Below are 26419 nucleotides of genomic sequence, written 5' to 3'. Positions count from 1 at the left end.
ATGTCGCACCGCCGTGGTCGTACCTCGCGAACTTCATACCGGCGGCGCCACGAAGAGGCCCTTGTCAGGGTCGTTGAACGACTTCTTGGCGACGAACTCGTCCATCGCATTGGCAGTACCCCACTGATCGGACACCTCCGGTGCCGAGAAGTCGAGCAGGTGCGGATGCCAGGTGTCCTCGTCGAGAACCTCGAGCTCGGTGGTGTACTCCATCGTGTTCCCGTTGGGGTCGAGGAAGTACGAGAACGTGTTGTTCCCGGCCTTGTGGCGTCCGGGACCCCAGATCTTCTCGACGCCTGCCCTCAACATGCGCCCGGTTCCGCGCATGTACTCGTCGATGCCGCGAAGCTCGAACGACGCGTGGTGCAAGGACACATGGGGGCCTCGAGCGACGGCCATACTGTGGTGCTGCGGATTGGTCCGGAGAAACCACATCATCTCCCCCATCCGGGGATGGGTCAGCGTGTCCGACAACCGGAATCCGAACCACTTGTCGTAGAACGCGACCGTGGCCTCCGGATCGGGCGAGTTCAGGACCACATGAGACAGCTTGACCGGAATCGACTCCCCCTCCTCGACCTTCCGATGCTGCCTGACCGCGACATCGGCCGATACCTCGATGGTGCGTCCGTCGATGTCGAAGAAGCGGAACCCGTAGCCGCCGCCCATCGTCTGCAGAGTGTCCGGCTCGCCGACCAACTGCACACCGCCCACCGCGAGACGCTCGGCGAGGGCGTCGACACCTGCGGTGTCGGCCATCCCGTAGGACACCAGATCGAGCCTTTTGTCGGCTGCCTTCCGGATGCGGACGACGTACCGCTCGGGCGATCCCTCAGCCGCGAGGTAGGTCACGTCGCCGTCGCTTCCGACGTCGGTCAGCCCCCACTGACGGGTGTAGAAGTCGAGCTGCTGCTGGTAGTCGGGCACGGCGATGTCGATGTGCCGAAGATGTGTGAAGACGTAGTCGCTCATGAGGTGACTCCTGACGGTGCGGGGGACAAACCGAGACGAATTGCGTTGTCGCCGAGTATCGACCGGGTGATCGAGTCGGACAGGCCTGCTGCGCGGATCTCCGCGACCGGATCGTCGTTACCCATGTCGAAGGGATAGTCCGACCCGAGTACGACCGACTCCGGACCGACGGCATCGACGAGGGCTCGAAGCGCGCCCGCTCCGTGCACGAGCGAGTCGAACGTGATGCGAGACAGATAGCTGCTGGGGCGATCGGCGCACCGTCGCGCCTCCGGACGAACCTCCCAGGCGCGATCCGAACGGCCTATGTAGGTGGGGAGATACCCACCTCCGTGCGCCGCCAGCACTTTCAGGGCGGGATGACGATCGAGAACACCCGAGAAGATGACGTGAGAGAGTGCCGCAGCGTTCTCCACCGGCTGACCCACCGTGTTGGACAGGTAGAAGCGATCGAGACGCTCGTCGAGCGAGCACCCGAAGGGATGCAGGAACACCACCGCTCCCAGTTCTGCCGCGCGCGCCCAGAAGGGTTCCAGCCGTTCGTCGGACAGTTCGACACCCGGGGCGAACGAGGAGATCTCCACGCCGGCGAGCCCACAGGTCAGCACAGCGTCGTCGAGGGCCGCCACCGCCGCCTCCGGATGCTGCAGAGGAATCAGACCCAGACCGACGAGCCGTGACGGCTCCTCGGCGACCAACGCCGCGATGCCACGGTTCGCACTCTCGGTGACCACCCGAGCCACGTCACGGTCCGCCCAGTAGTGATACTGCGACGGCGACGGCGACACCACTTGCACGTCGATTCCGGCAGCGTCCATATCGGCGAGACGTCGATCCAGCCCCGTGAGTTGCGGGATGCGAGCGGCGACCATCTTCCCGGACACGGCGAGCGATTCGGCACCGTTGCGTCGGGCGTCGAGAGCCCGATGCTCCGCCAGACCCGGCTGTCCGGTGACGGCGGCCTCCACCTCGGGGACAATGGCGTGCGCGTGCACGTCCACTGTGCGGCCGGTCATGGTGCCTCGCTGACCAGAGTTGCGACGCGGTTCATCAGACCGGGCACGTCGGCCGAGGAATCACCCTCGAGCATCCAGGTTCCGATCTGGACCGACGCCTCCACCACGGCGCGCGCCCTGGGCAGGCGTCGCGCGGTGAAGGAGTCGAGAAGCGCGTCGTCGATGCCGTCCCCGCCCAGCAACACATCGGCCAGCACGACCGCATCCTCCAGGGCTTGAGCGCCACCTTGCGCGACCGTCGGTGGACAGCAGTGCGCGGCATCTCCGATCAGCACGACGCGGCCGCGGTGCCACGGACCCTCCAGCACGTGCGTCTCGAACCACGTGTAATTGATGGACGCCGGATCGTCGAGACGAGCTCTGATCTCGTCCCACGGTCCGTGATAGCTCTCGGCCAGGCCGGTCATGACGGCGAGGCGCTGCTCCGGCGACAGACCCGTGCGGTCGCGGGCATCTTCGACGATGTACGCGTACAGCGAGTTCTCGCCCGTCGGGCAGTATCCGGCGATGTAGCCGGCGCCGCCGTAGTACAGCTCCGTGCGCGTGACGGTGTCCGGTCGCGGTCCGACCAGCCGCCAGATACCCATGCCGGTCGGGCGCGGCACGAGGTCGATCCCGATCGCGGCGCGGGTCCACGACCTCACGCCGTCTGCTCCGATCACGACGTCGTACCGGCCGACGGTGTCGTCGGAGAAAGTCACCGTGACGCCGGATCCGTCCTGGGCAAGGGACCGCGCTGCCACACCGAACCTCATGTCGGCGCCGGCGCGTTCGGAGGCCGAGCGCAGGATGGATGTCAGCACGGGGCGCTCCATGCCCATGCCGGCGGGAAGGTCCGCGCCTCCCGTGCGAGCGTCGTCGACCTCGACCAACAGGGTTCCCCGGGGGTCCGGCGCGCGAATGCCGACGGTGTCGAAGCCGTAGCCCTGCTTCTGCACCTCGTCCCACACACCGAGCGACCTCAACATGCGAAGCGCGTTGCCCTGGAGGGTGATACCGGATCCTGCGGCATGGTCACGCTGCGTCCTCTCCACCACATCGACCGACGCGCCTCCCCTGGCCAACGCGATTGCCGCTGCTGCTCCGGCAATGCCGGCGCCGATGACGAGTACCGATGTCATGACGCGTCCACCACGCGGGTCTGCTGGTAGCCGAGTCCGGTGATGGTGGAGGTCATGACGTCACCGTCGCGCAGAAGTCGACCCCAGTGCATGCCGTTGCCTGCGGGGCTGCCGGTGAGGATCAGATCACCCGGCATCAACTGCACCGACTGGGACACCGCCGACACCAAGGCCGCGACGTCGAACAGCATGTCCTTCGTCGACTCGTCCTGCATCGCCTTGCCGTCGAGCTCGAGAGTCAGTCGCATCTCGGACACGTCCCCTGCTTCGTCCTTCGGCACGATCCATGGCCCCAGGGGCAGGAATCCCGGCGCGTTCTTGGCACGCAGCCAGTCGGTCCCGATTTCCGGCATGTCCCGCCGGAACACGAGTTCGCGCGTCGTGAGGTCGTTGGCGATGGTGTAGCCGGCGATGGCGTCCAAGGCCTCGTCGACGGACAACCCGTACGCGTGCCGACCGACGACGGCCACCAGTTCGAGTTCCCAGTCGTTCTTGTGTGTGCCTGCCGGAAGAACGACCGTGTCGTGCGGACCGGTCACCGCGGAGGGCAGTCCGACGAAGAAGTACGGATCACCCTCGGCCGCACGCTTGTCCATCATCTCGGCAGCATCGGCACGGACCTGATCCTCCGTTCGGCCGTCCGAGGGGTCGGCATGTTTGACGGCCAGGTCGATGACATGTGTCCGGTAGTTGGCGCCGGCCTGCAGGATCTGACGCGGTTCGATCGGTGCCGACAGCTGTCCGTCCTGAAGAGCTCTCCAGGTGCCGGCACCCGACTCTGCCGACGCACGCAGTATCGGTAGCACTCGGTCCCAGTCCTCGAGGACGGCACGCGTGGTGATCGGCGTGGCCAGTCCGAGATCACCTGCAATGGAATCCAACTCCAGCAGGTTGCCGGAAGCCAGAAGTACAGCGTGTGGTCCGTCGGCGAACACGGCGGTACCGAGTGCGAAAGAGGGCAGGGGCAGGGACGCAGTATCCACGGGAGAGTTACTTTCGTTCGGCGACGGTGTGATGACAGCCACTGTTGCGCCCCGCTGAGGCATCAGTCAAAGAAGCGTTGCAAATGATCAGTATCACTGGCAGTGATGTCCACCGCTGACCCTCGGCTATAACCCACGCTGATGACCGACGTCAGCATTCGCAATTTCCGTGACAGCCGACGACGGCACACACTGATCGCCGACACGTGACCCACCTCACGAAAGCCGGCTCACAGATGACGGAGAGACACATGGCTCGACTCGGTTCCGACCTCCCCGATCCCGGAAGAACGCCAGGTCGGCGGCACGGAATCCTGCTGGTCTCGCTGAGTTGCCTCCCGGTGCTGGGTGCGGTGTCACTCGCCCCGATCCAGCCACAGATGCAGGACGCCTTCGCCGACACACCCGGGGTCGACATCCTGGTGCCACTCACCGTCACGGCGCCGGCGTTGATGATCGGCGCGCTCGCGCTGGTCGCGGGACGGGTGATCGACAGGGTGGGCCGTATCCGTCTCCTGACCGTGGCACTGGTCGTGTACTCGCTGTTCGGAGTGGCGCCGTTCTTCCTGGATTCACTGCCCTTGATCGTGGCGTCGAGACTCGGTGTCGGTGTTGCCGAGGCCGCCATCATGACCTGTTGCACGACCCTGATCGCCGACTACTTCGAGGGGACCGAGCGCGCACGTTGGTTCGGGCTGCAGGTGGTATTCACGAGCCTGTCGGCCGTGGTGTTCATCGGAGCCGGAGGCGCACTGGCACAGAACGACTGGCGTTTCCCGTTCTGGCTCTACACCGTCGGCATCCTGTTCGCGATCATCGCGCCGCTCGTGCTGTGGCAGCCTCGCTCGACAGCCACGGTGCATCGAACGGGCGCACCGGTCCACTGGCGGCCGTTGCTCGTGCCGTTGGCCGTCACGCTGTTCGGTGGAGCGGTGTTCTACGCACCGATCGTCCAGATCCCGATCACGCTCGACGCCGTCGGTGTCGACAACGCAGGCACCATCGGCGCTGTCAGTGCCGTCGTCGCCGTCGCCACAGCTCTTGCCGCATTCACGTTCGGCCGAGTATCCGGTGCGGGTCCGAAAGTGTTGCTGCCGATCGCATTCGGGGCATCCGGCGTCGGACTGGCCATGGTGGGACTGGCGGCGACTCCCCTTCTGGTCGCGGCCGGCGGGATCGTCGCGTCGGCCGGGTGCGGACTACTGCTTCCCACACTTCTCCTCGCGGTCGTGAGCGACCTCGACTTCGCGCAGCGCGCCCGGGGAACAGGCGCGTGGACCGCAGCCATGTTCTCCGGCGAGTTCGCGAGCCCTCTCGTCGTCGTCGCGCTTGGCGCCGTGTTCGGTGGGCTCGGGAGCGCACTGGTCGCATTCGGCGCGGCAGCAGTTCTCCTCGCAGTTCTCGTTCCGACGCTGGCGGCCTTCCCGGACGTGAAAGCTCCGTCTCACTCGTGATCGCGCCGGACGGGGACCGCCCGCCCGCGCCCCGTGTGTCACGGACTCGAGTTGCGCATCAGGGCTTCACGTTCGAGCATGCGACCGACACCCCGCGCTGCGACCGTCATCGCGGTAACGAAGCGAGCGGTGTCGCGACCGAGACGCGGCACTACGACGCCGAGCGCAGCAACTGCGGCCCCGCCGGCGAGCACCGGCACGGCCACCGAGCACGCCCCCAACGTCATCTCCTCGCTCGTGGTCGCGAATCCGCGGCGGCGAGCCTCGTCGAGCTGTGCGGTCAGGACGGACCGATTGGTGAGCGTGTGAGCAGTCTGCCTGCTCAGCCGGTCCAACACCCTGCGCCGGACGTCGTCGGGCGCGTAGGCGAGGAGGATCTTGCCGACCCCCGTGCAGTGCATCGGCAACGTCTCGCCCACGCGGCTGACCACCGGGACCGACGTGCTTCCGGCCAGACGGTCGAGATACAGCGCTCCGTCACCCTCCCTCACCGCCAGATGCACTGTGGCCCGCGTCGCCGCGTGGAGGTCGTTGAGGAAGGGCGCGGCGACGTCGCGGAGGTCACTCTGGACGGCTGCGAGCAGGCCGAGGTGCCACATGCGCGGACCCACTTCGTACTCCATACCGTGACGGACCAGCGCGCCGTGCTCCACGAGCTGACGGATGATGCGCATCGCAGTCGGTCGAGGCAGACCTGCGCTGTCCGCGATCTCGGCGAGCCGCAGGGTGCGCCGAGACGTCGAGAATGCGTCGAGCACCGAGAAGACACGACCCACCATGGAATTCGTGCCGGCGGCCTCCGACGACTCCTCGGTGAATGTCACTCAGTGACACTATCCCGTCGACGGCAGTGGTGGCTGTCACTACCGTTCCCGAACATGACCACGACACGTACGCAGGTCGCCATCGTCGGCGGCGGCCCGGCAGGCCTGCTTCTGTCCCATCTGTTGCACGTCGCCGACATCGACAGCATCGTGCTGGACACCCGGACTCACCACCGGATCGCGACGACGCATCGCGCCGGCATCCTCGAACAGGACAGCGTTCGCCTCCTGACAGACAGTGGAGCATCCGACCGCGTTCTCGTCGACGGTCACGAACACGAAGGAATCGATCTACGGTTCGACGGAGTCAGCCATCGCATCGACTTCCGCCGCCATGCCGACGCCTCGTGCTGGCTCTATCCTCAGACCGACGTCTTCCTCGATCTTCATGCCTGCCGCACACGAGACGACGGTGATCTTCGATACGGTCTGGGCGACACGGATATCCACGATGTCGACGACCATCCCTATGTCACGTACACCGACGACGACGGTTCGGTACACCGAGTCGATGCCGACATCGTCGTCGGAGCCGACGGTTCGCGAAGCATGTGTCGCGCATCCGTTCGAGGCGCGACGCAGTACTTCCGCGAGTATCCCTTCGCGTGGTTCGGGGTCATGGTCGCGGCTCCGCCGAGTGCACCCGAACTGATCTACGCCCGGCACCGCGACGGCTTCGCCCTCATCAGCCAGCGGACGGCGGACGTTCAGCGCATGTACTTCCAGTGCGACGCCGCGGAGGACCCCTCCACGTGGTCGGACGACAGGATCTGGGAACAACTGCGGACCAGACTGTCCGGCCACGATGGATTCGAGCTGGAACACGGTGCTGTCCTGGAGAAGTCGGTGCTGCCCTTCCGTAGTTTCGTACAGACACCATTGCGCAGTGGTCGCCTCCTCCTCGTCGGGGACGCCGGTCACACCGTGCCTCCGACAGGCGCCAAGGGACTCAATCTGGCGCTCGCCGACGTTCGAGTTCTGGCGGAGGTTCTGGAACGAGCATTCACGACGGCGGACTTCGACGTCCTGTCGCAGTACAGCGATCGGGCTCTGGCGCGGGTGTGGAAAGCCCAACACTTCTCCTACTGGATGACGACGATGCTGCACCGACTGCCCGACACCTCGGATTTCGACGAACAACGCCAGTTGGCCGAGTTGACGAGCATCGTCGGCTCCGACAGCGGCTCCGCCTACCTCGCCGAGGGCTACACGGGGTGGCCCACGACAGGACGGCCGTGATGACTGTCCCGCCCGACCCCATTCTCCCTACCGCCTCGCCGTCGCAGCCCTATCGCGATCAGTCGGCGGATCACGCACCGCGAGACTTCGCCGATTACCGCACCACCTCGCTCAGGCATCCACGGTCATCGTTGATCCTCCTGCCGCAGAGGCTGACCGAGATCACGGGGCCTGTCCTGGGCGACGGGCGGGTCACCGAGTCCGATTCCGATCTGACGTCGGTCGCCGGCGGGGAGGCGCAGGGCCAACGCATCGTCGTGCACGGGCGCGTACTCGACAGCGACGGGCACGCGATCCCGAACACTCTGGTCGAGGTATGGCAGGCCAATGCGGCCGGGCGATACCGACACGCACGCGACACCTGGGCGGCACCGCTGGATCCGCATTTCGACGGTGTCGGACGTGTCCTGACCGATGCGCTCGGACGCTATTCGTTCACCACCGTCAAACCCGGTGCGTACCCGTGGGGTAATCACGCGAATGCGTGGCGACCGGCGCACATTCATTTCTCACTCTTCGGGACCGCCTTCACCCAGAGGTTGGTGACGCAGATGTACTTCCCGGACGACCCGCTCTTCTTCCAGGATCCCATCTACAACTCCGTCCCCGATGGTGCACGTCAGCGCATGGTCGGTGTCTACGATCACGATGCGACCCGCGAGAGTTGGGCACTGGGATTCCGCTTCGACATCGTCCTGCGCGGCCGCAACGCCACTCCGTTCGAGGGAGAAGACCATGACGACTGACACACCGGAACCCGTGTTCACACCGCGCTATTCGCCGACCCCCGGCAACTTCACGACGGTGCCGTTCGGTCAGACGCCATCGCAGACGGTCGGACCGTACCTCCACATCGGACTGCCGTGGCCGGACGGGCCCGATGTGGTTCCACCCGGCACCGCCGGACGAGTGGGGGTCTCGATCACCGTCATCGACGGGTCCGGAAGTCCCGTGTCCGACGCGATGATCGAGACCTGGCAGGCCGACGCCGCCGGCCGTTTCGATCACGCTGCCGATCCTCGGGGACGCGCTGCACCGTCACCGCACGGATGTCGAGGCTTCGGGCGGGCAGTCGCGGACGAGACGGGCACGGCTACCATTTACACGGTCAAGCCCGGCGCACTCCCCGCGGAGGACGGACGCACGGAGGCGCCGCACATCGATGTCGGTATCTTCGCCAGGGGAATGCTCGAACGCTTGGTCACCCGGGTCTACTTCCCGGACGAGACCGAAGCCAACGCGGTGGACCCCGTGCTGTCCACGGTGCCCGTCGAGCGCAGGCCTGCTCTGATCGCCGATTCAGTGCCCGGGGGCTACCACCTGCGGGTCGTCGTCCAGGACGAGAACGGGCTCGAAACCCCGTTCTTCCTGCTGTGAGCTCACCGTTGTTCGACCCCGTGTTCGGGTCGAGCGCTGCATCGGCCGCTCTGAGCGACGCGTCGTGGATCCGCGCGCTCCTCGACGTCGAGGTGGCGCTGGCACACTCGTGTGCCGACGTCGGCCTCGTTCCGGCGCTCGACGCAGCCGAGATAGACCGTGCCGCACAGCAACTGGCGATGTCCCTCGACCCTGCCGCGCTGGGCCACGAGGCCGCGGCCGGCGGGAACCCGGTCATCGCACTCGTCGAGAAGTTGAGGTCTGCCGCCGATGTTCCACCGCGGTCGGTTCACCTGGGTGCCACCAGCCAGGACATCATGGACTCCGCACTGATGCTGTTGATGCGCAGGGCCGGCGACGTGGTGCTCGGCGACGCGCGGCGGTGCGTCGACGCGGCCGAGGGACTGGCCCGTCGGCATCGCGACACTCCCATGGTGGCACGCACACTGGGACAGCAGGCGGTGCCGACCACCTTCGGTGCCGTGGCTGCGGGGTGGGCAGTCTCCGTTCACGACGCCTCGATCGCCCTGTCGGGCACCCTCGACGCCGCGCCGGTTCAGTTGGGCGGAGCAGCGGGCACTCTTGCATCGCTACATCCCCACGGGCCGGCCGTGTCCGCCGATCTGGCACGACGCCTCGGCCTGCGGGCTTCTCACGGACCGTGGCATACCGACAGGGTGCCGCTCGCCCGCATCGCGACGGCGTTCGGCGTTCTCGCCGGAGCTGTATCGGGACCGGCCCTCACCATCGTCTTGCTGAGTGCAACCGAAGTCGGCGAGGTGTCGGAGAACTCCCCGGGTGGATCATCCGCGATGCCACACAAACGCAATCCCGTCGCCGCGATCACCGCGCGGGCTGCCGCATCGAGGGTCCCCGGCTCGGTGGCCACCATCCTGTCCGCGATGTCGCACGACCACCAACGCGCCTCGGGCGCGTGGCATGCCGAATGGCTTACCACCACCGACATCGTTCGCGGAACAGGCGGCGCCGCGGCACGTCTCGCGGACTGCCTGACCGGACTGCGAGTGCACACCGACGTGATGCGTCGCAATCTCGACATCACCGGTGGAGCGATCCTTGCCGAGCGTGTCACTGCCGCATTGGCCGACCACACCGACGATGCGCGCGTGATCGTGACCTCGGCATGTGTCGACGGCAGGCCGCTGGACGAGGATCCCGCTGTGCTCGAACATCTGAGCGCCGACACGGTGCGAACACTGACCGACCCGGAGCAGTACACCGGCCATGCGGCCGACATCGTCGATTCTGCGCTCGACCACATCACCAGCACCCGTGGAGTGACGTCATGACCGTTGCACTCGCCCATGACGTCATCGCCGGTCCGCACGGGGCGGGCACCGTGGTTCTGCTCGGCTCGCTCGGATCGGATCGATCGATGTGGGATCCCCAGATCGCACCACTGTCATCGATCGCGACGGTGGTCAGAGCCGATCATCGCGGACACGGGGGCAGTCCGGCCCCGGACGGTCCCTACACGATCGCCGAACTCGGACACGACGTACTCGTTCTGCTCGACGAACTCCAGGTCGCGCGTGCGCATCTCGTCGGACTGTCGTTGGGCGGGGCAGTCTGCCAGTGGATCGCGATACATCGACCCGAGCGCGTCTCATCCCTCACGCTGCTGTGTACCGCTGCGCGGTTCGGTGACCCCACGGCGTGGACAGCTCGCGCCGACACCGTGCGACGCGACGGCCTGAGCTCCATTGCCGGCTCGATCGTCGAACGGTGGTTCACTCCCGCCCTGGCCGATCGCGACCCCGAACTGGTCGAGAGGTCACTCGCGATGCTGCACGGCGTCGACGACGAGGGATATGCAGCATGCTGCGAGGCTCTCGCGGTGTGGGATGCGCGACCGGACCTCGACCGCATCACGGCACGCACACTGGCCGTCGCCGGTGACGGGGATCCCGCGACGCCCTCCTCGGTCATGTCCGAACTCGTCGAGGGCATCCGGGGCGCCCGGATGGAAGTCGTCGGTCCCGCTGCTCACCTCGCGAGCATCGAACAGGCGGGAGACGTCACCCGTCTGGTTCTCGAGCACATCGGCGCCGATCCCGGCCGCGTCCGAGCCCGAGCCATCGGTGACTCGGTACGACGGTCGGTACTCGGTGACGAGCACGTCGACCGCGCAACGGCCGCGGCCACTGCCTTCACGGAACCTTTCCAAGATTTCATCACTCGCACCGCATGGGGTGACATCTGGAGCAGGCCCGGGCTCGATCATCGCACCCGCCGACTGCTCACGCTCGCGATCCTGACCGCGATGGGCAACGAGCACGAGCTCGACATGCACATCCGGGCCGCGCTGCGCGCCGGGATACCACCGGAGCAGCTTGCCGAAGTGTTCCTCCACACCGCCGTCTACGCCGGAGTCCCCAACAGCAACCGTGCGTTCGCCTCGGCAGCATCCGCTCTACGAGACGCGGACAGCTGACGAACGGACGTGCTCACTCGGCTGCCGCACCCGCGTCGCTCTCCGAGTAACGTTCGCGGAGTAGATCTTTGCGGATCTTGCCGGTCGGGTTCCGCGGGATGTCGTCCACGAGCACGTACCGCTTGGGCAGCTTGTACCTGGCGATCCGACCACCGAGTGCGTCGGCGAGCGAGCCGATCGTCATCTCGGCGCCGTCGGTGAAGGTGACCGCTGCCACGGCCGACTCGCCCCATCGCGGGTCCGGTACGCCGAACACCGCGCAACTCTCGACTCCGGGGAGGTCGAGCAAAGCGGCTTCGATCTCGGCCGGGTAGATGTTCTCGCCGCCGGAGATGATCATGTCCTTGAGCCGATCGACGATCGTGATGAAGCCCTCCGCGTCGGCGATCCCGATATCGCCTGTGCGAAGCCACCCGTCGTCGAAAACCTCCGCCGTCGCATCGGGTCGCCCCCAATACTCCGTCATGACGTTCGGTCCCTGGATCTGGATCTCCCCACGCTCACCCGCGGGCACCGGATTCGACATTCCGTCGACGATCCTGACATCGGTGAAGGTGTGCGGTACCCCGGCAGTGCCGACCTTCCGTTCGGCGTCCACCGAGGCCAGGATCGTGGCTCCGGGTCCACTCTCGGTCAAGCCGTAGCCCTGGCACATGGTGACGCCACGCTCGGCGTACGCGCGCAGCGTGCGGGGTGGTACAGGCGCCGCCGCGACGACGATTCTGCGCAGCGATGTCAGGTCGGTCTCGGCCCAGCGGCTGTGGGCCACGAGCGAGTCGAGAATCGTCGGTACACCAAACGTGTAGGTCACAGAACGTGATTCGACGATGTCGAGTACTCGACCGGCGTCGAAACCCTCCTCGACGATGACGACGCCGCCCTTGAACAGGATGGGAAGAGCGACCATGTCGAGGGCCGCCGTGTGAAACAGCGGCGCACACACCAGTGCGACCTCGTCGCTGCACAGATCCAGATCGAGGATTGCGTTCAGCACGGCGAACAGTACGTTGTCGTGCGACATCACGACGCCCTTGGGCCTACCCGTGGTGCCGGATGTGTACATGATGAAGCACGGATCCGCTCCCCCCACAGCCTCGTCGATGCGCCCGGAGTCGGCACCCGCGACGAGCGTGTCGTACTCGTCGTCCAGCACGATGCGCCGCACGCCGGACACTCCGACGGCGGTAGCGGCGATGTCACCGAGTTCCGCCGAATGCACCAACACCGAGAGGCCCGAGTCCTCCACAGCGAACGCGACTTCCGGAGCCGTCAGTCGTGCGTTCAGAGGTACGAACACGGCACCGAGAACTCCACAGGAGAACAGCAACTCGAGGTATGCAGGGTGATTGCTCGACAGGATCCCGACCCGGTCGCCGCGTCGCACACCCAGCCCTCGCAGAACGTGAGCGAGGCGCACCGTACGGTCGTCGACTTCGTCGTAACTCAGTGTTCTGCCCCTGAACTCGATCGCCGAGGCACCGGGGCTCTGCCTGACTCGCCGACGAATCCACGATCCCACACCGTGATCACGCATCTCGATCCGTTCTCTCGTTCTCGGTCTGTCAGGCGAACATGCGGTGGACGGCCTCGGCGACCACCGCGGGACGCCGGCTTCCCTCCAACTCGATGGTTGCGGCAATCGTGACCTGGGCGCCGTTCTCGGCGAGCTCGTCGTATGCCGTCACGACGGCAGCCAGGCGCACACGACCGCCGGCCGGCACCGGACTGACGAACCGAACCTTGTTCAGCCCGTAGTTGATCTTCGTGGTGACGTCACCGACGACGAGAAGCTCCTCCCACATGGGGATGATCAAAGACAGCGTCAGGTAACCGTGCGCCACCGGACCACCGAAGGGACTTTCGGCCGCCGCGCGGACAGGATCCACGTGGATCCACTGGTGATCGTCCGTGGCGTCGGCGAAGGTATCGATCCGCTGTTGCGGTACATCGATCCACGAGCTGGTGCCCAGCTCGGTGCCCACCAGACTCTTCAGCTCGGCCAGAGTCGCGATTCGCGTGGTCATGAGGTCTCCTTCGACGACAGGCCCAGGGCGGCCAGTGCATTGGTCTTGAGTACGAGAGGACGAACGTCGTCCCGGATGTCGAGCTGCGCGAAGTCCTTCATCCACCGATTCGGTGTCAACACCGGGAAATCGGAACCGAACAACACCTTGCGCCGGAGCATCGAATTCGCGGCCCGCACGAGCTGTGGTGGGAAGTATTTCGGAGACCAACCCGACAGATCGATGTACACATTGGACTTGTGGGTGGCAATGGAGATCTGGGCGTCGGCCCACGGAACCGCCGGGTGCGCCATGATCACCGTCAGGTCGGGGAAGTCCGCGGCGACGTCGTCCAGCAGCATCGGGTCCGAGTACCGCAACTTGATGCCGTGCCCACCGGGCAGGCCGGCACCGATGCCGGTCTGACCGGTATGGAACAACGCCGGCACGCCGGCTTCGGTGATGGCCTCGTAGAGCGGGTAGAACCGTCTGTCGTTCGGCTCGAATCCCTGCAGGCTCGGGTGGAACTTGAATCCGCGCACACCGAACTCGTCGACGAGCCGGTGGACGCGGCGAACCGCCGCAGCACCCTTCCACGGATCGACGGATCCGAAGGGAATCAGGACGTCGTTGTGGCGGGCTGCACCCTCGGCGATCTCCTCGACCGAGTTCGGCGAATGTCCGGTGGCTGCCTCGGCATCGACGGTGAACACCACGGCGGCCATGTTGCGGGCGCGGTAATGGTCGGCGATCGCGTCGATACTCGGGGTGCGGTCCGCGCCGGACCCGAAGTACTTCTCCGACGCCGCCATCAGGTCGTCGTCGAGCGATCGGTGTCCACACCCGTCGACCTCCACGTGGGTGTGCACGTCGAGCGCGACGATGGCATCGACGTCGACGGCGCATTCGTACTTCGCACTCATGACGTCGGCTCGGTCGGGATGTTCTCCCCGACCGACTGCAGGCTGCCGGCGAACGTCGATGCCCAGGCAGCCGCGATGTCCTCCGCTGCCCAGCCGCCGTCGTGGTAGGACGTGGCGGTCATGTCCGGATGAGTCCACACCGCGAGTCGGTCGCCACCAACAGCGAAGGCCTGCCCCGTGATCTCTGCACCCGCGTCGCTCGCGAGGAACGAGACGATGCCCGCGGCGTCGATGGGAGTGCCGAAACCGAGCTCGCGACGCGCGAACGGCGGAAGCTCCTCACCGTGACGCATGGCGTCGATGTACCCCTGCAGGAACGGAACACTCTCGGTCATCGACGTCGCCGCGACCGGGCACACCGCGTTCACGGTCACCCCGGCACGCTTCAGCTCCATCGCCCACGTTCGAACCATGCCGACGATCCCCGCTTTGGACGCGGAGTAGTTCGTCTGCCCGAAATTTCCGCGCTGGCCCGCCGGTGAGCCGATGCACACGATCCGTCCACCGTCCCCCTGTGCTCGGAAGTGGACAGCGGCTGCACGCGCGCAGGTGAACGTCCCGCGCAGATGGACGTTCACCACCGAGTCGAAGTCGTCGTCGGTCATCTTCCACAGAACCTTGTCGCGAAGGATGCCTGCGTTGGTGACCATGACGTCGAGTCGACCGAAGTTGTCGACGGCGGTGGCGACGAGTTCGTCGGCGGTGTCAGCGCTGCCGACCGGTGCGACCACGGCCACCGCCCGTCCACCCGCCTCGCGGATCGACGAGACGGCGGCCTCAGCGGTCGTTCGGTCGATGTCGTTGACCACGACTGCCGCCCCGTGGCGCGCAAGGTCCTTCGCGTAGGCCAGACCCAGTCCCTGGCCGCTGCCGGTGACGACGGCCACCGTGTTGTCGAGCCCCATATCAGTCTCCTTCTCGTGATCCGACATGACATAAACATCAATCATTGACATTGTCAACGATTAATATTCGCTACGATCGCTCCGGAGCGGAGAAGGAGGGATCACATGATCGACACCTCGCCCCTGTCCGACGACATCGGGTTCCTGTTGACCCGCGCGGGGACCTCGATGACACAGGCCGCCACCACAGCGTTGGCGCCCTTCGATCTCCGCGTTCGTTCGTATTCCGTCCTGGCGCTCGCATGCGAGGGTGAGGACGGCATCGGCCAACGACGGATCGCCGAGAAACTCGGCCTGGATCCGAGTCAGATAGTCGCCCTGGTGGACGACCTCGAGGACCGCGGCCTGATCTCCCGAACCGTCGACCCCGACGATCGCCGACACAAACGGATCAGCGCGACGACAGAAGGCCGGACGCTGTGCGCCGACGCTCAGCACGCTCTCGGCGCGGTACAGGCGAAGATCCTGAATTCGCTCGACGACAACGCTGTTCGACGACTCAGACGGGTTCTCCAGTCGCTGGTCCCGTGACCCGTCCGGTGCTCGATCGACGCGCGACGTCGAAGCCCAGATGACGGGAGAGTTCCGCGGCTCCCCGGACCACCAGGTCGGTCGCCGAGAGCCCGTCGCCACGGTCGGCGAGCACACCCTCGCGCAGTCCGCTCAGGGACAGCGACGCGGCGACCTCGCCGCGGTGGTCGAAGATCGGGGCGCCGATCGCAGCGATGCCGGGTGTGACGGTGTTGTCGCTCAGCGCGACACCGTGTGCCCGGATCTCCTCCAGTTGCGCGACGAGGGCCGTCCGGGAACCCACGTCGTCGAGCTCGACGGAGGCGTACTTTTCCCAGTTCTCCCGGTCCTCGAAGGCCAGCAGCGCCCGGGGGGCGGCACCGACGTGCAGGGGCAATGACCGCCCCAGACGCAGAACTCGACTGTTGACCCGGATGCCGTCGATCCGTTCGATGCACACCGCTCGGTTGCCGTGCCGGATACACAGGAAGGTGGTCTCACCGGTGGCCCGGTGGATCTCCTGCAGCACGGGCACTGCTGCCCGTCGGATATCGAGTCGCCGAGCGAATTCGCCGGCCAGCGACAGCACACGTCTCCCGACGCGGTAGCCGCCGCGGTGACCGATCTGCTCCACCCACCCGAGGCCGGAGAGTGTGGCGAGCATGCGGTAGACCGAGCTGACCGGTTCGTCGATCACGTCGGCGAGCCGGGCCGAGGTGACGATCCGCTCGTCCGCGAGCGCGTCCATCAGGGCGCCGGCCTTGACGATCAGTGCCGGAGCGCGGGTCCCGGTCGATGTGCCGGGCCGGTGGAACACGGCGCCGGGACGCGGGCCGATCGACGGGGGCCGATCCATGATGACTGCGAGCGCCTCGGCCGCGACCGTGAGCACCCGACCGGCTGCCTCCTCCTGTGCGAGCACGTCGGCTCGTAGTCCGGCGACCGAGATGACGCCCGCGGCGGTGCCGTCGCTGCGCCGCACACACACGGCCACGGACGCCACGCCCTCGACGATCTCGTTGTCGTCGACGCTCCATCCGCGGGCCACGGTCCGGTCGAGTCGGGTCCGTACCTCCTCGGCGGTCACCGGGGTCCCGGAGGCGACGCGGTCCAGCGATCCCGCGAGAACGGCGTCGACCGCTTCCTGCGTGTCGGACGCGAGAAGCGCGCGCGACGCGGCACCGGCATGACGGGGCAGGATCCGCCCGGGGGCCAACTCGCGCATGTCCACGCTCGCTCCGTCGACCAGATCGAGGCACAACACGCCGTCGTCGTGCCGTACGCAGAAGTACACGCTCATCCCCAGGCGCTCGCGGACCCAGTGCAGTCGTGTTCGCAGTTCTGCTCGGTCGACGAACGCTTCCACGGCCGCATCGCCCCACCGCACCATCGCGGAACCGAGTTCGACGCGACCGTCACCGGTCGGCCGCATCACCTCGAGTTGCTCGAGGGCGACCACGATGCGATGCACGGTCGGGCGTGGCTCGGCAACTGCCAGAGCGAGTTCCGCGGATGTCGACGGCCCGAGTCTGCTCACCTCGTCGACGATCTGCCCGGCCTTGGCGACCAACGCAATGGCGTTCACTCGGTGCTCGTCCTCTCTGTTACGGCGCGACTATGTCCGCAGCAATGATTTTACTGAATGGACATGGTGTTCACAGGGTGATAGTAAATGTCCGATGATGAGGACCGACCTGACGTCACCGGACGGGTCGGACCACCTTCGGGATACCAGAGGGGCAGGGAGATCGACATCGTGATTCGTGACTTCGTGTACGACGCCAACCCGATGCGGGTGCGTTTCGGTTCGGGCGCGCTGGCGTCACTGCCCGAGGAACTCGGGCAGATCGGACTGGATCGGGTATTGGTGCTCTGTTCACCCGGCCGGGAGGACACCGCGGAACTCGTCGCCGGCGTGCTCGGAGACCGATGCGTCGGAGTGCGCGCGGACGCGGTGATGCATGTCCCGGCGGACGTCGCCGAGCGCGCCGGCGCCGCGGCGGTCGACCTGGGGGCGGACGGATGCGTCACCGTCGGTGGCGGGTCCGCCATCGGCCTGGGCAAGATCATCGCGCTCGAGCACGGCCTTCCCATCGTCGCGGTCCCCACCACCTACGCGGGATCGGAGATGACCCCGGTGTGGGGTCTGACCACCGACGGACGGAAGGAGACCGGACGGGACCCGAAGGTGTTGCCTCGCAGCGTCGTCTACGACCCCGATCTCACCGTGTCCCTGCCGGTGGGGATTTCGGTGACCAGTGGCATCAATGCGATGGCGCACGCCGTGGAGGCGCTCTACGCCCCCGATGCAAGCCCCATCATCTCCCTGCTCGCCGAAGAAGGTGTTCGAGCACTCGCGTCCGCGCTGCCCGCGATCGCAGCCGAACCCGGCGACCGGGAGGCGCGCAGCGACGCGCTCTACGGCGCGTGGCTGTGCGGGGCGACCCTCGGCGCGACGACGATGTCGTTGCACCACAAGCTCTGCCACGCCCTCGGCGGCACGCTGAACCTGCCCCACGCGCCCACGCACACCGTGGTGCTCCCGCACGTCCTCGCGTTCAATTCTCCCTACGCACCCGCGGCCGTCGCCGCACTCTCGCGTGCACTGCCGGGTGACGGCGCCCCCGCGGATCGGTTGTGGTGGCTCTCGCGTGAGCTCGGTGCACCGAGCTCACTGCGCGAGTTGGGTATGGCCGAGGCGGACATCGACCTCATCGCCGACGAAGTCACGAGCCGCTCCTACGGCAACCCTCGACCGATCACCGCCGAGAATGTCGCATCACTGTTGCGAGCTTCCTTGGCGGGCGACCGACCGACCACCACACCGTCACCGAGTACAGATGAGCGAGAGCAGTCATGACCGATCAGGGCACGCCCGTCGTCACCCCCGAGCAGGCCACCACGGCGCAGGACACGGTGGAGCAGACGTTGACAGCCACCGTCCTCCGCTCGTTCGACGGCTGCGCCGACCCGCGACTGAGAACGGTGATGCAGTCACTGGTGACTCACCTGCACGCCTTCGTCCGCGACGTACGCCTGACCGAGGACGAATGGAACACCGCCATCGAGTTCCTCACCGAGGTCGGCCACATCACCGACGACCGCCGCCAGGAATTCATCCTGCTCTCCGACGTACTCGGGGCCTCGATGCAGACCATCAACGTCAACAACGTCGCCCACGGCGACGCCACCGAGGCAACGGTGTTCGGGCCGTTCTTCGTCGAGGACGCGCCGCGCATCGACAACGGCGGCGATCTCGCCGGCGGCGCCGCCGGACAGCCGTGCTGGGTCGAAGGCACCGTCCGCGACACCGACGGGCATCCCGTACCGAACGCACGCATCGAAGTGTGGGAAGCAGACGAGGACGGCTTCTACGACGTCCAGTACGACGACGACCGCGTCTCCGCACGCGCCCACCTCTACAGCGACTCCGACGGCGCCTACCGATTCTGGGCCCTGACTCCCACCCCCTATCCCATTCCGCACGACGGACCGGTGGGACGCATGCTCGCCGCGACCGGCCGCTCCCCGATGCGCGCCTCACACCTGCACTTCATGGTGAGCGCTCCCGAGCTCCGGACGCTGGTCACCCACATCTTCGTCAGCGGCGACGACCTTCTCCGCCACGACACCGTGTTCGGCGTCAAGGACTCTCTGGTCAAGGACTTCGTCGAACAACCCGTCGGCACAGCGACTCCCGACGGCCGAGACCTCGCGGACACCACCTGGTCGCGTGTGCGCTTCGACATCGTCCTCGCCCCCGGACGCACGGACAGTGGCGATCTTCGATCGTGACGCCGACTACCGGCGGCCCCTGTCACGAACGCGTGGACGCCGTGGCCGGGGACAGGAGATAACCGATCACGACATCCGTGAGTCGATGCCGGAGGTCGCTCCAGTCGAGGGTGTCGATGTCATCGTCGGCCGTGTGCAACAGTCGATAGGACAGTTCCGCGTCGATCAGATGGAAGACGAAATCGATGGCGGCGGCACGGTCCGGATGCGACACGGGGACACCGTCCAGCACTCGCGCGAAACGAACGCCCGTCTGATCGACCGCACGCAGGCCCACGTCATGGACCGCGGGGCTGGCTACACCGAGATGTAGGAAAACCTTCAGTACGCGCGGCCGGCTCATGACGGCATCGACTGCTGCGCCCACGGCGAAGGCGATCACCTGCTCGGGTTGCGCATCGTCGGCCGGAGTCGGTCCGTGGTCGTATCCGAGTTCGACCTCTCGCCGAAGAGTCTGCGCGAAACCCTCCTGCACGGCTGCCAGTAGCCGATCCTTGTCGCCGAACCGCCGGTACACACTTCCGACCGACACACCCGCGCGAACGGCCAACGCCGGCATGGTCAATGCATCCACTCCGCCCTCCATCAGGAGCGCGTACGCCGCCTCTGCTATCAGTTCCTGCGTACGACGGCTTCGTGCCTGAACGGCGACGGGCGGGACAGCGGTCATCTCGTCACTGTAATGCCACCCTTGACCCTCTCCATATGCAAATGTACAGTCACGTTCACATTCATTGTGACACCCGTCACCACCCGCCCTCACGTGCAGTCGACCGCACTGCGCAGCGCCGAACAGGAGCAGCCATGAACAATCCGAGCAGTGACGTCTTCGACGTGGCCATTGTCGGTTACGGCCCCACCGGTCTGGTAGCCGCGGCCAACCTGGGCCGCCTCGGCCATCGCGTGGCGGTGGTGGAGCGGTGGCCGAATCTGTACGGCAAGCCGAGGATCACCCACATCGACGGCGAGACCGCACGAGCAGTGCAATCCGTCGCCGATGTCGATCGCGCTCTGCGTGATTCGATTCCGGCCTCGTACACCTGGGTCAACGGTCGCGGAGATGTTCTTCTCGACGCTCGGATCGACGGGCACCGACCCATGGGTTTCGACGCCGACTACTCCGTCTACCAACCCGACATCGAGGATGCCATCGACGAGCGCGTCCGCTCGTCGGCGTCGGTCGAGTTCCTCCGCGGATGGGCGTTCAGCGGACTGACGCAGGACGAGGACGGCGTGACTCTGATGATTGCGGAGTGGGATCCGTTGCGTCGCAGCCGAAGCGACCAGATTCGCGAGATCAGAGCGAAGTACGTCATCGCGGCGGACGGTGGGCGGAGCGAGGTCAGATCTGCCCTCGACGTCTCGCGCGTCGATTTCGGGTTCAACGAACGGTGGCTCAACGTCGACGTCGAGTGGGTGAATCCACCCGACCCCGAATTCGCCGGAACCCGGCAATATTGCGACCCGGCCCGCGGACACATGTTCATGCAGATCGGAAGTTCGCGGCAAAGGTTCGAATTCGCCCTGATGGACCGCGAGAGCACCGAGGATTTTCTCGACCCGAACCGGGCATGGAGTCTGCTGAAGGAGCATCACGGACTCGGCCCCGACGACGTCCGCTTCATCCGCCAGATCGTCTACACGTTCGAGTCCCGCATCGCCGACGACTGGAAGGTGGGCAGAGTCTTCCTGGCCGGCGATGCCGCACACACGATGCCGCCGTATCTCGGACAGGGCGCGTGCGGCGGTATCCGCGACGCCGTGAACCTGACGTGGAAGTTGGATCTGGTGTTGTCGGGTCGGGCGTCGACGGACCTCCTCGAGACCTACGAACTGGAGCGTCGTCCACACGTGACCGCTCTGACGCACGGTTCGATCATGTTGGGGGCCATCGCCAACATGCATGATGTGGACAAGGCAGCGGAACGAGACAGGGCGATGTTGTCCGGAGAAGTGTCCCCGCCGCCGCTGGGTCCACCCCCACTGACATCGGGAGTGATCCGCACAGGGCCCGAGGGCACCGCGCTCCCCCGCGTCGGGACTCTGGTCCCTCAGGGACGCATCCGCCGGTTCGGCCGAGTGGGCCGATTCGACGACGTCGTCGGAGCCGGGTTCGCGCTGGTCGTCCGCGACGTCGTGGCACTCGACCGACACCGGCTGGCGCTGCTGAATCTCATCGGTGTCGAAACCGTGGTGCTGGCCGACATCGATGACGTGGACGGGGTGTACGAGTCCTATCTCGACGACCTCGACGTCTTCGGCTACGTCACGCGTCCGGACTTCGTGCTGTTCGGCACGACGCCCGATGCGGACGGTGTCGGTGACCTCATCGACGATCTCGCCCACGCACTCCGGATCACCGACATCGGCGAGTCGGACGTCGAGGGCCCGGCCGCTGCCCTGCACCGCGAGATCCCGTACACCCGACTCACCGACTACGGGATGGACTCCTCGGACGCACGCGACCTGCTCGATGCGACGGCCCTGGGTCGGCAGTGGTCGGACGTGGCGTCGGAGTGTGCCGATCGCCGCCGCGAACAGGGCCGCGTCGCCGAGGAGAGCGGACACCTCCTGACCGCACACGCTGCATACACCGCGGCAGCGGCCGCCGTGTACGTCGCTCAGATGGCGGTTCCGGTCACCGATGCGAGAAAGCGCCGGCTCTATCAGCGCCACGTCGCTGATCTCACGTCCGCTGCAGCAGTGAGCGAGTCCGCCGTCGAGCGGCTCCACGTTCCCTATCTCGACGGCGAGTTGAGCGGATGGCTGCTCCTGCCGGCGTCACGTGCTCCACATGCGACGGTCATCGTCTGGGGCGGTCTGAACGGTTGGGGCGCAGCATTTCTCGGCATGGCCCGCGCGCTGACCGACCGCGGTCTGGCCTGCGTTCTCGCGGAAGGACCCGGGCAGGGTCTCCCCTTGCTCGAACACGACCTCGTGCTGGACGAGAACGTGACCGCGGGATTCTCACGGTTCATCGACGTCGTTGTCGCCGATCAGCGCTTGAACGGACCGATCGGGATCCAGGGCAACAGTTTCGGTGGGCTGTTCGCGGCCCATCTCGCCGCCGTCGATCAGCGAGTCGACGCGGTGGGCATCAACGGTTCGCCTGCAGCTCCGTCACTGCCTCCGGGCGCTCCCGCCGCCGCGCTCGGCGCTTTCGCTGCGGTCATGGGAAGCGCGGACCGGACGCGCATCGACGCCGTACTCCATTCCTTGCGCTTCGACCCGGAGCGGAGCGGCATCACTGTTCCGACCCTCATCCTGCACGGTGACACCGACCCGCTCGTCGACGACAGCAATCCCGCGATCTACCGACGAGCCGCCCTTCCCGCCACCACGACGTACCTGCACTGGGCAGACGGGGAACACACGCTGTACAACCATGCCGCGGAACGCAACGCCGTGATCGCGGACTGGTTCGCCGACACACTCGCCGCTCGGGTCGACCGACCCGCCGGATGAGCGACGACGTGTCCGCTGTCGACGAGAGCCGGGTACGTCGACGGGAGCCGGGTACGTCGACGGGTCGTCACGGCATCTGGCCATCGCGCTACCGGCGCCGAGACTCGAGATGACTGTCGCGAAACTGGTTCACAAACTGAACTCCAAGTGGTAAGAAGTATGAACCACTCCAGTTCGCACCAGTGACGGGACGAAGACTGATGACCATCACAATCGACGACACGCATTCCGAGGCGACGGCGCACGAAGGCATCACCGACGTTGCCGAACGGATCGCACGAGCCGCGCACGGCATGGCGGATCGCATCGACGGGGACAGGCGACTTCCCGCCGACCTGATCGACGCGTTGACATCTTCCGGGCTCCTGAACGCCTGCACTCCGGCCGATCTCGGAGGGCTCGAGCTGCCGCCCGGCGAGGCATTTCGTTGCTCGGAGGCATTGGCGCGGGGAGATGCGGCGACCGGGTGGTGCACCTCGATCGCGATCACGAGCGGTCTGCCTGTCGCATTCCTGCCCGAAGCCACCCGGAACGACCTGTTCGGTGGCGGGCACACGGTCGCCGGAGGGGTGTGGGCGCCCCGCGGGACAGCGCGCCGTGCTCCGGGTGGGCTGGTGGTCTCCGGGAGATGGCCCTTCTGTAGCGGTGTCACTCACTCCGACGTGCTGTTCCTCGGCTGCCTGCTGGACGGCGAGCACCGCATTCTGGCCGTACCCACGTCGGACCTGACGGTGCTCGACACCTGGCACACCCTGGGCCTGCGCGGCACCGGAAGTCACGACACGGTTGCCGACGAGGTGTTCGTGCCCGAGGAGCGGGTGTTCACGCTCGCCGGCGGGCCCCTCATCGATCGCCCGTTGTTCCGCTTCCCGCCCCTGGGATTCTTCGCACTGTGCATCGCCGCGGCAGCGATGGGGAACGCGCGTGCTGCGATCGACGATCTGGTCGAGCTCGCCGCCGGAAAGCGGAGCGGGGGATCACGTCGAACGCTGGCCGAACGTGCGGCGACCCAGGGCGCCGTCGCAACCGCGGAAGCTGCGCTCGAAGGCGCCAGGGCCTTCTACTACCAATCCATCGACGAGGCGTGGCAGTACTGCCTCGGCGATGAACCCGTGCCGGTCGATGCACGTAACAAGCTGCGGCTCGCCGCCACTCATGGCGCCCGAACCTCCACGACGATCGTGGGGTCCATGTACGACCTCGGTGGCGGCAGCGCGATCTACGACGACTCGCCTCTGCAGCGCCGCTTCCGTGACGCCTTCACCGCATCGGCCCACTTCCAGGTCAACGAGGCCTCACGCGAGTTGAACGGGCGGGTGCTCCTGGGGCTTCCCACCGACACCACGCAGCTGTGACCACGTCGACGGACAGCACGCGACGGATCAACGCAGCACTGCCGTTGTGGCTGGACCGCGCGGACACCGAAGCGCTGGAGATCGCAACGACGGTCCGCAGGGTCGGGATGGACTCGCTGTGGATCGGGGAGATGGCCACCTACGACTCGTTCGCACTGGCCACTGCCATCGGCTCCCGTGCCCCGGGACTGCGCCTGACCCTCGGACCCCTTCCCATCAGCGTGCGCAATCCGGTCGCGATCGCCCTCGGGGCGAGCTCGGTGGCATCCCTCACCGGACGCTCGGTCGACATCGCGCTGGGTGCCTCGAGCCCGGCGATCGTGGGCGGGTGGCATGGTCGCGAGTGGAACCGTACCGCGGTGCGAATGAGCGAGACGATCGAATGCCTTCGGCAGATCCTTACGGGCGAACGGTCCTCGTTCGAGGGAACTCTGATCCGCAGCAAAGGCTTCCGCTTACGTCACCCACTACCGGATGCGCGAATCGCCGTCGGCGCGTTCGGCCCCAGAATGTGCGAGGTCGCCGCCCGCACCGCCGATGAGATCGTTCTCAACCTGGTCTCGCCGCAACGGGTCCGAGACGTCCGCCGTCAGATCGACGCCGACGCCGCAGCCGTCGGGCGCAGTCGGCCCCGCCTGTCGGTGTGGGTGCCGGTCGCCCTCCGTCCCGGAGATGCAGCGATCGCCCAGATCTCCAGCCAACTCGCCGTCTATCTGTCCCCACCGGGGTACGGGGAGATGTTCACGGAGCTGGGGTTCGGCGAACTCGTCGCTCGCGCGCGGGCGGGTGCGTCACGCGCCGCACTGGCCCGCGAGATACCCGCCGAACTCATCGCGGCCATCGGCGCGATCGGCAGTCCCGACCAGATCCACACACGACTGCAGGAATTCCTGGATGCCGGTGCGGACACCGTGGCCGTCGTGGCGTCCACGGCGGAGGACCCCGGCGGTAGCGCTGTCCTGTCCTGCGTTTCGGAATTCCGAGCCACATCACCGCACGAGGAGATCGCATCATGACCCGACTCAACACCCAGTGCCGTCTGGCCTCACGGCCGAACGGTCTTCCCACCTCCGACAACTGGTCCATCGTCGAACGACCGGTGCCTTCCGCCGGCGACGGCGAGTTCGTCGTCGAGGTCGGCCACCTGTCGATCGATCCCGGCACCCGAGCCAGCATGAACGCCGGCGACTCCTACCTGCCGGCAATACAGATCGACGCGGTGATGCGTGCGCTGGCCGTCGGCACCGTGATCGAATCACGGCACGAGAAATTCCCGGTGGGTTCCGACGTCTCCGGAATGTTCGGTGTGCAGGACTACGCCGTATCCGACGGCACGGACGTGACCATCATCGACACCTCGATCGCACCGGCACCGGTGCACCTGGGCGCCCTCGGCATCAGCGGGCTCACAGCCTATTTCGGCTTGCTCGACGTCGGTCGACTGCGCGCCGGCGACACGGTGGTGGTGTCCGGCGCGGCCGGATCGGTGGGCAGTATCGTCGGCCAGATCGCTCGACTTCACGGGTGCCGCACCATCGGCATCGCGGGAGGCGAGGACAAGTGCCGATGGCTGGTGGACGACCTCGGTTTCGACGCGGCCATCGACTACAAGAGTGCGAGCCTGCGACGCGAACTGAGAACCCACGCACCCGACGGGATCGACGTCTTCTTCGACAACACCGGCGGACCCGCCCTCGAGGCCGCTCTCAACCGACTCGCGCGTGGAGCCCGAATCGTATTGTGCGGTGCGATCTCCCAGTACAACGAACCCGGATCCGGCCCCGCCAACTACATGCAGTTGCTCGTCGCGCGCGCGTCCATGACAGGCTTCGTGATCTTCGACTACGAGGACCGCTATCAGGAAGGTGCGGACGCACTGGCGGCGTGGCTGGCGGCGGACGAACTGAAGGCCCCGATGTCGCTGCGGCGCGGTTCCGTCAGCGATTTCCCGGACACGATGCTCGAGCTGTTCCGAGGTGGGAATCAGGGCAAACTGATTCTCGAACTCGAGCACTGACCGCA

24 protein-coding genes are annotated in these 26419 nt (G+C 66.6%); 13 read left to right on the top strand and 11 right to left on the bottom strand.

Annotation, left to right across the window (positions count from 1 at the left end; genetic code table 11):
* Window positions 1-33: 33 nt before the first annotated feature.
* Genes HQ308_RS17725 through HQ308_RS17710 form a run of 4 tightly spaced genes read right to left on the bottom strand, consistent with a single transcriptional unit; the run spans window position 34 to window position 4092 of the window.
* Window positions 34-972 carry a VOC family protein gene (locus HQ308_RS17725; protein WP_222647378.1) on the bottom strand — a complete coding sequence of 313 codons (939 nt, stop codon included), beginning with the start codon at window positions 970-972 and terminating at the stop codon, window positions 34-36.
* Window positions 969-1988, bottom strand: coding sequence for an amidohydrolase family protein (locus HQ308_RS17720; protein ID WP_222647377.1), 1020 nt, complete (start codon window positions 1986-1988; stop codon window positions 969-971). Before HQ308_RS17720 ends, HQ308_RS17725 begins: the two co-directional genes overlap by 4 nt.
* Complete coding sequence (locus tag HQ308_RS17715) at window positions 1985-3109, bottom strand: FAD-dependent monooxygenase (protein ID WP_222647376.1); 1125 nt, start codon at window positions 3107-3109, stop codon at window positions 1985-1987. The genes HQ308_RS17720 and HQ308_RS17715 overlap by 4 nt, the downstream gene beginning before the upstream one ends.
* On the bottom strand, window positions 3106-4092 hold the full coding sequence (locus HQ308_RS17710) for a fumarylacetoacetate hydrolase family protein (protein ID WP_222647375.1): 987 nt from the start codon (window positions 4090-4092) through the stop codon (window positions 3106-3108). Before HQ308_RS17710 ends, HQ308_RS17715 begins: the two co-directional genes overlap by 4 nt.
* Window positions 4093-4343: 251 nt before the next feature.
* Between HQ308_RS17710 and HQ308_RS17705 the strand changes: the two genes are divergently transcribed.
* On the top strand, window positions 4344-5546 hold the full coding sequence (locus tag HQ308_RS17705) for an MFS transporter (protein ID WP_222647374.1): 1203 nt from the start codon (window positions 4344-4346) through the stop codon (window positions 5544-5546).
* 38 nt (window positions 5547-5584) lie between these two features.
* Here the strand turns inward: HQ308_RS17705 and HQ308_RS17700 are convergent, their stop codons facing one another.
* Window positions 5585-6325, bottom strand: coding sequence for an IclR family transcriptional regulator (locus HQ308_RS17700; RefSeq protein WP_222647409.1), 741 nt, complete (start codon window positions 6323-6325; stop codon window positions 5585-5587).
* A gap of 99 nt (window positions 6326-6424) precedes the next feature.
* Between HQ308_RS17700 and HQ308_RS17695 the strand changes: the two genes are divergently transcribed.
* Genes HQ308_RS17695 through pcaD form a run of 5 tightly spaced genes read left to right on the top strand, consistent with a single transcriptional unit; the run spans window position 6425 to window position 11441 of the window.
* A complete protein-coding gene (locus HQ308_RS17695) occupies window positions 6425-7609 on the top strand; it encodes a 4-hydroxybenzoate 3-monooxygenase (RefSeq protein ID WP_222647373.1) in 1185 nt (394 codons plus the stop codon).
* Complete coding sequence (gene pcaH, locus HQ308_RS17690) at window positions 7609-8355, top strand: protocatechuate 3,4-dioxygenase subunit beta (protein ID WP_222647372.1); 747 nt, start codon at window positions 7609-7611, stop codon at window positions 8353-8355. The genes HQ308_RS17695 and pcaH overlap by 1 nt, the downstream gene beginning before the upstream one ends.
* Window positions 8345-8986: a protocatechuate 3,4-dioxygenase subunit alpha gene (gene pcaG, locus HQ308_RS17685; protein ID WP_222647371.1), complete on the top strand. Its 642-nt coding sequence runs from the start codon at window positions 8345-8347 to the stop codon at window positions 8984-8986. Before pcaH ends, pcaG begins: the two co-directional genes overlap by 11 nt.
* Window positions 8983-10296: a lyase family protein gene (locus tag HQ308_RS17680; protein WP_222647370.1), complete on the top strand. Its 1314-nt coding sequence runs from the start codon at window positions 8983-8985 to the stop codon at window positions 10294-10296. The genes pcaG and HQ308_RS17680 overlap by 4 nt, the downstream gene beginning before the upstream one ends.
* Window positions 10293-11441, top strand: coding sequence for a 3-oxoadipate enol-lactonase (gene pcaD, locus HQ308_RS17675; RefSeq protein ID WP_222647369.1), 1149 nt, complete (start codon window positions 10293-10295; stop codon window positions 11439-11441). Before HQ308_RS17680 ends, pcaD begins: the two co-directional genes overlap by 4 nt.
* 13 nt (window positions 11442-11454) lie before the next feature.
* Here the strand turns inward: pcaD and HQ308_RS17670 are convergent, their stop codons facing one another.
* Genes HQ308_RS17670 through HQ308_RS17655 form a run of 4 tightly spaced genes read right to left on the bottom strand, consistent with a single transcriptional unit; the run spans window position 11455 to window position 15272 of the window.
* Entirely contained in the window at window positions 11455-12975 is a 1521-nt protein-coding gene (locus HQ308_RS17670; protein WP_222647368.1) for a long-chain fatty acid--CoA ligase, read from the bottom strand.
* A gap of 28 nt (window positions 12976-13003) precedes the next feature.
* On the bottom strand, window positions 13004-13465 hold the full coding sequence (locus tag HQ308_RS17665) for a MaoC family dehydratase (protein ID WP_222628304.1): 462 nt from the start codon (window positions 13463-13465) through the stop codon (window positions 13004-13006).
* The gene (couO, locus tag HQ308_RS17660) at window positions 13462-14367 is read right to left on the bottom strand and encodes a 4-hydroxyphenyl-beta-ketoacyl-CoA hydrolase (RefSeq protein ID WP_222647367.1); all 906 of its coding nucleotides are present in this window, start codon (window positions 14365-14367) and stop codon (window positions 13462-13464) included. Before couO ends, HQ308_RS17665 begins: the two co-directional genes overlap by 4 nt.
* Window positions 14364-15272: an SDR family NAD(P)-dependent oxidoreductase gene (locus HQ308_RS17655; RefSeq protein ID WP_222647366.1), complete on the bottom strand. Its 909-nt coding sequence runs from the start codon at window positions 15270-15272 to the stop codon at window positions 14364-14366. The genes couO and HQ308_RS17655 overlap by 4 nt, the downstream gene beginning before the upstream one ends.
* A 105-nt stretch (window positions 15273-15377) precedes the next feature.
* Between HQ308_RS17655 and HQ308_RS17650 the strand changes: the two genes are divergently transcribed.
* On the top strand, window positions 15378-15803 hold the full coding sequence (locus HQ308_RS17650; protein WP_222647365.1) for a MarR family winged helix-turn-helix transcriptional regulator: 426 nt from the start codon (window positions 15378-15380) through the stop codon (window positions 15801-15803).
* On the opposite strand, the gene HQ308_RS17645 is transcribed toward HQ308_RS17650, so the two are convergent.
* On the bottom strand, window positions 15772-17367 hold the full coding sequence (locus HQ308_RS17645; protein WP_222647364.1) for an IclR family transcriptional regulator: 1596 nt from the start codon (window positions 17365-17367) through the stop codon (window positions 15772-15774). The genes HQ308_RS17650 and HQ308_RS17645 overlap by 32 nt on opposite strands.
* Window positions 17368-17571: 204 nt before the next feature.
* On the opposite strand from HQ308_RS17645, the gene HQ308_RS17640 reads away from it, so the two are divergent.
* Together HQ308_RS17640 and HQ308_RS17635 are read left to right on the top strand one after the other, a co-directional pair.
* Complete coding sequence (locus HQ308_RS17640) at window positions 17572-18642, top strand: maleylacetate reductase (protein WP_261776278.1); 1071 nt, start codon at window positions 17572-17574, stop codon at window positions 18640-18642.
* A complete protein-coding gene (locus tag HQ308_RS17635) occupies window positions 18639-19577 on the top strand; it encodes a dioxygenase (protein ID WP_222628323.1) in 939 nt (312 codons plus the stop codon). Before HQ308_RS17640 ends, HQ308_RS17635 begins: the two co-directional genes overlap by 4 nt.
* Before the next feature lie 22 nt (window positions 19578-19599).
* On the opposite strand, the gene HQ308_RS17630 is transcribed toward HQ308_RS17635, so the two are convergent.
* Window positions 19600-20247, bottom strand: a complete 648-nt coding sequence (locus tag HQ308_RS17630) for a TetR/AcrR family transcriptional regulator (protein ID WP_222628326.1) — start codon at window positions 20245-20247, stop codon at window positions 19600-19602.
* A 134-nt stretch (window positions 20248-20381) separates the two neighbouring features.
* Here HQ308_RS17630 and HQ308_RS17625 point away from each other — a divergent pair, with 134 nt between their 5' ends.
* The 4 genes from HQ308_RS17625 (at window position 20382) to HQ308_RS17610 (ending at window position 26414) form a co-directional block, all read left to right on the top strand.
* The gene (locus HQ308_RS17625; protein WP_222647362.1) at window positions 20382-23042 is read left to right on the top strand and encodes a bifunctional 3-(3-hydroxy-phenyl)propionate/3-hydroxycinnamic acid hydroxylase; all 2661 of its coding nucleotides are present in this window, start codon (window positions 20382-20384) and stop codon (window positions 23040-23042) included.
* A gap of 200 nt (window positions 23043-23242) precedes the next feature.
* On the top strand, window positions 23243-24397 hold the full coding sequence (locus HQ308_RS17620; RefSeq protein ID WP_222647361.1) for an acyl-CoA dehydrogenase family protein: 1155 nt from the start codon (window positions 23243-23245) through the stop codon (window positions 24395-24397).
* Window positions 24394-25413, top strand: a complete 1020-nt coding sequence (locus tag HQ308_RS17615; RefSeq protein ID WP_308115810.1) for an LLM class F420-dependent oxidoreductase — start codon at window positions 24394-24396, stop codon at window positions 25411-25413. The genes HQ308_RS17620 and HQ308_RS17615 overlap by 4 nt, the downstream gene beginning before the upstream one ends.
* Window positions 25410-26414: an NADP-dependent oxidoreductase gene (locus HQ308_RS17610; RefSeq protein WP_222628332.1), complete on the top strand. Its 1005-nt coding sequence runs from the start codon at window positions 25410-25412 to the stop codon at window positions 26412-26414. Before HQ308_RS17615 ends, HQ308_RS17610 begins: the two co-directional genes overlap by 4 nt.
* Window positions 26415-26419: the final 5 nt, after the last annotated feature.

Origin of the sequence: Rhodococcus sp. BP-241 (genome assembly GCF_019836145.1) — a bacterium.
Classification (GTDB): Bacteria; Actinomycetota; Actinomycetes; order Mycobacteriales; family Mycobacteriaceae; genus Rhodococcoides.
The sequence above is the reverse complement of the archived record's forward strand: the minus strand, read 5'-3'. Positions and strand labels throughout refer to the sequence as shown.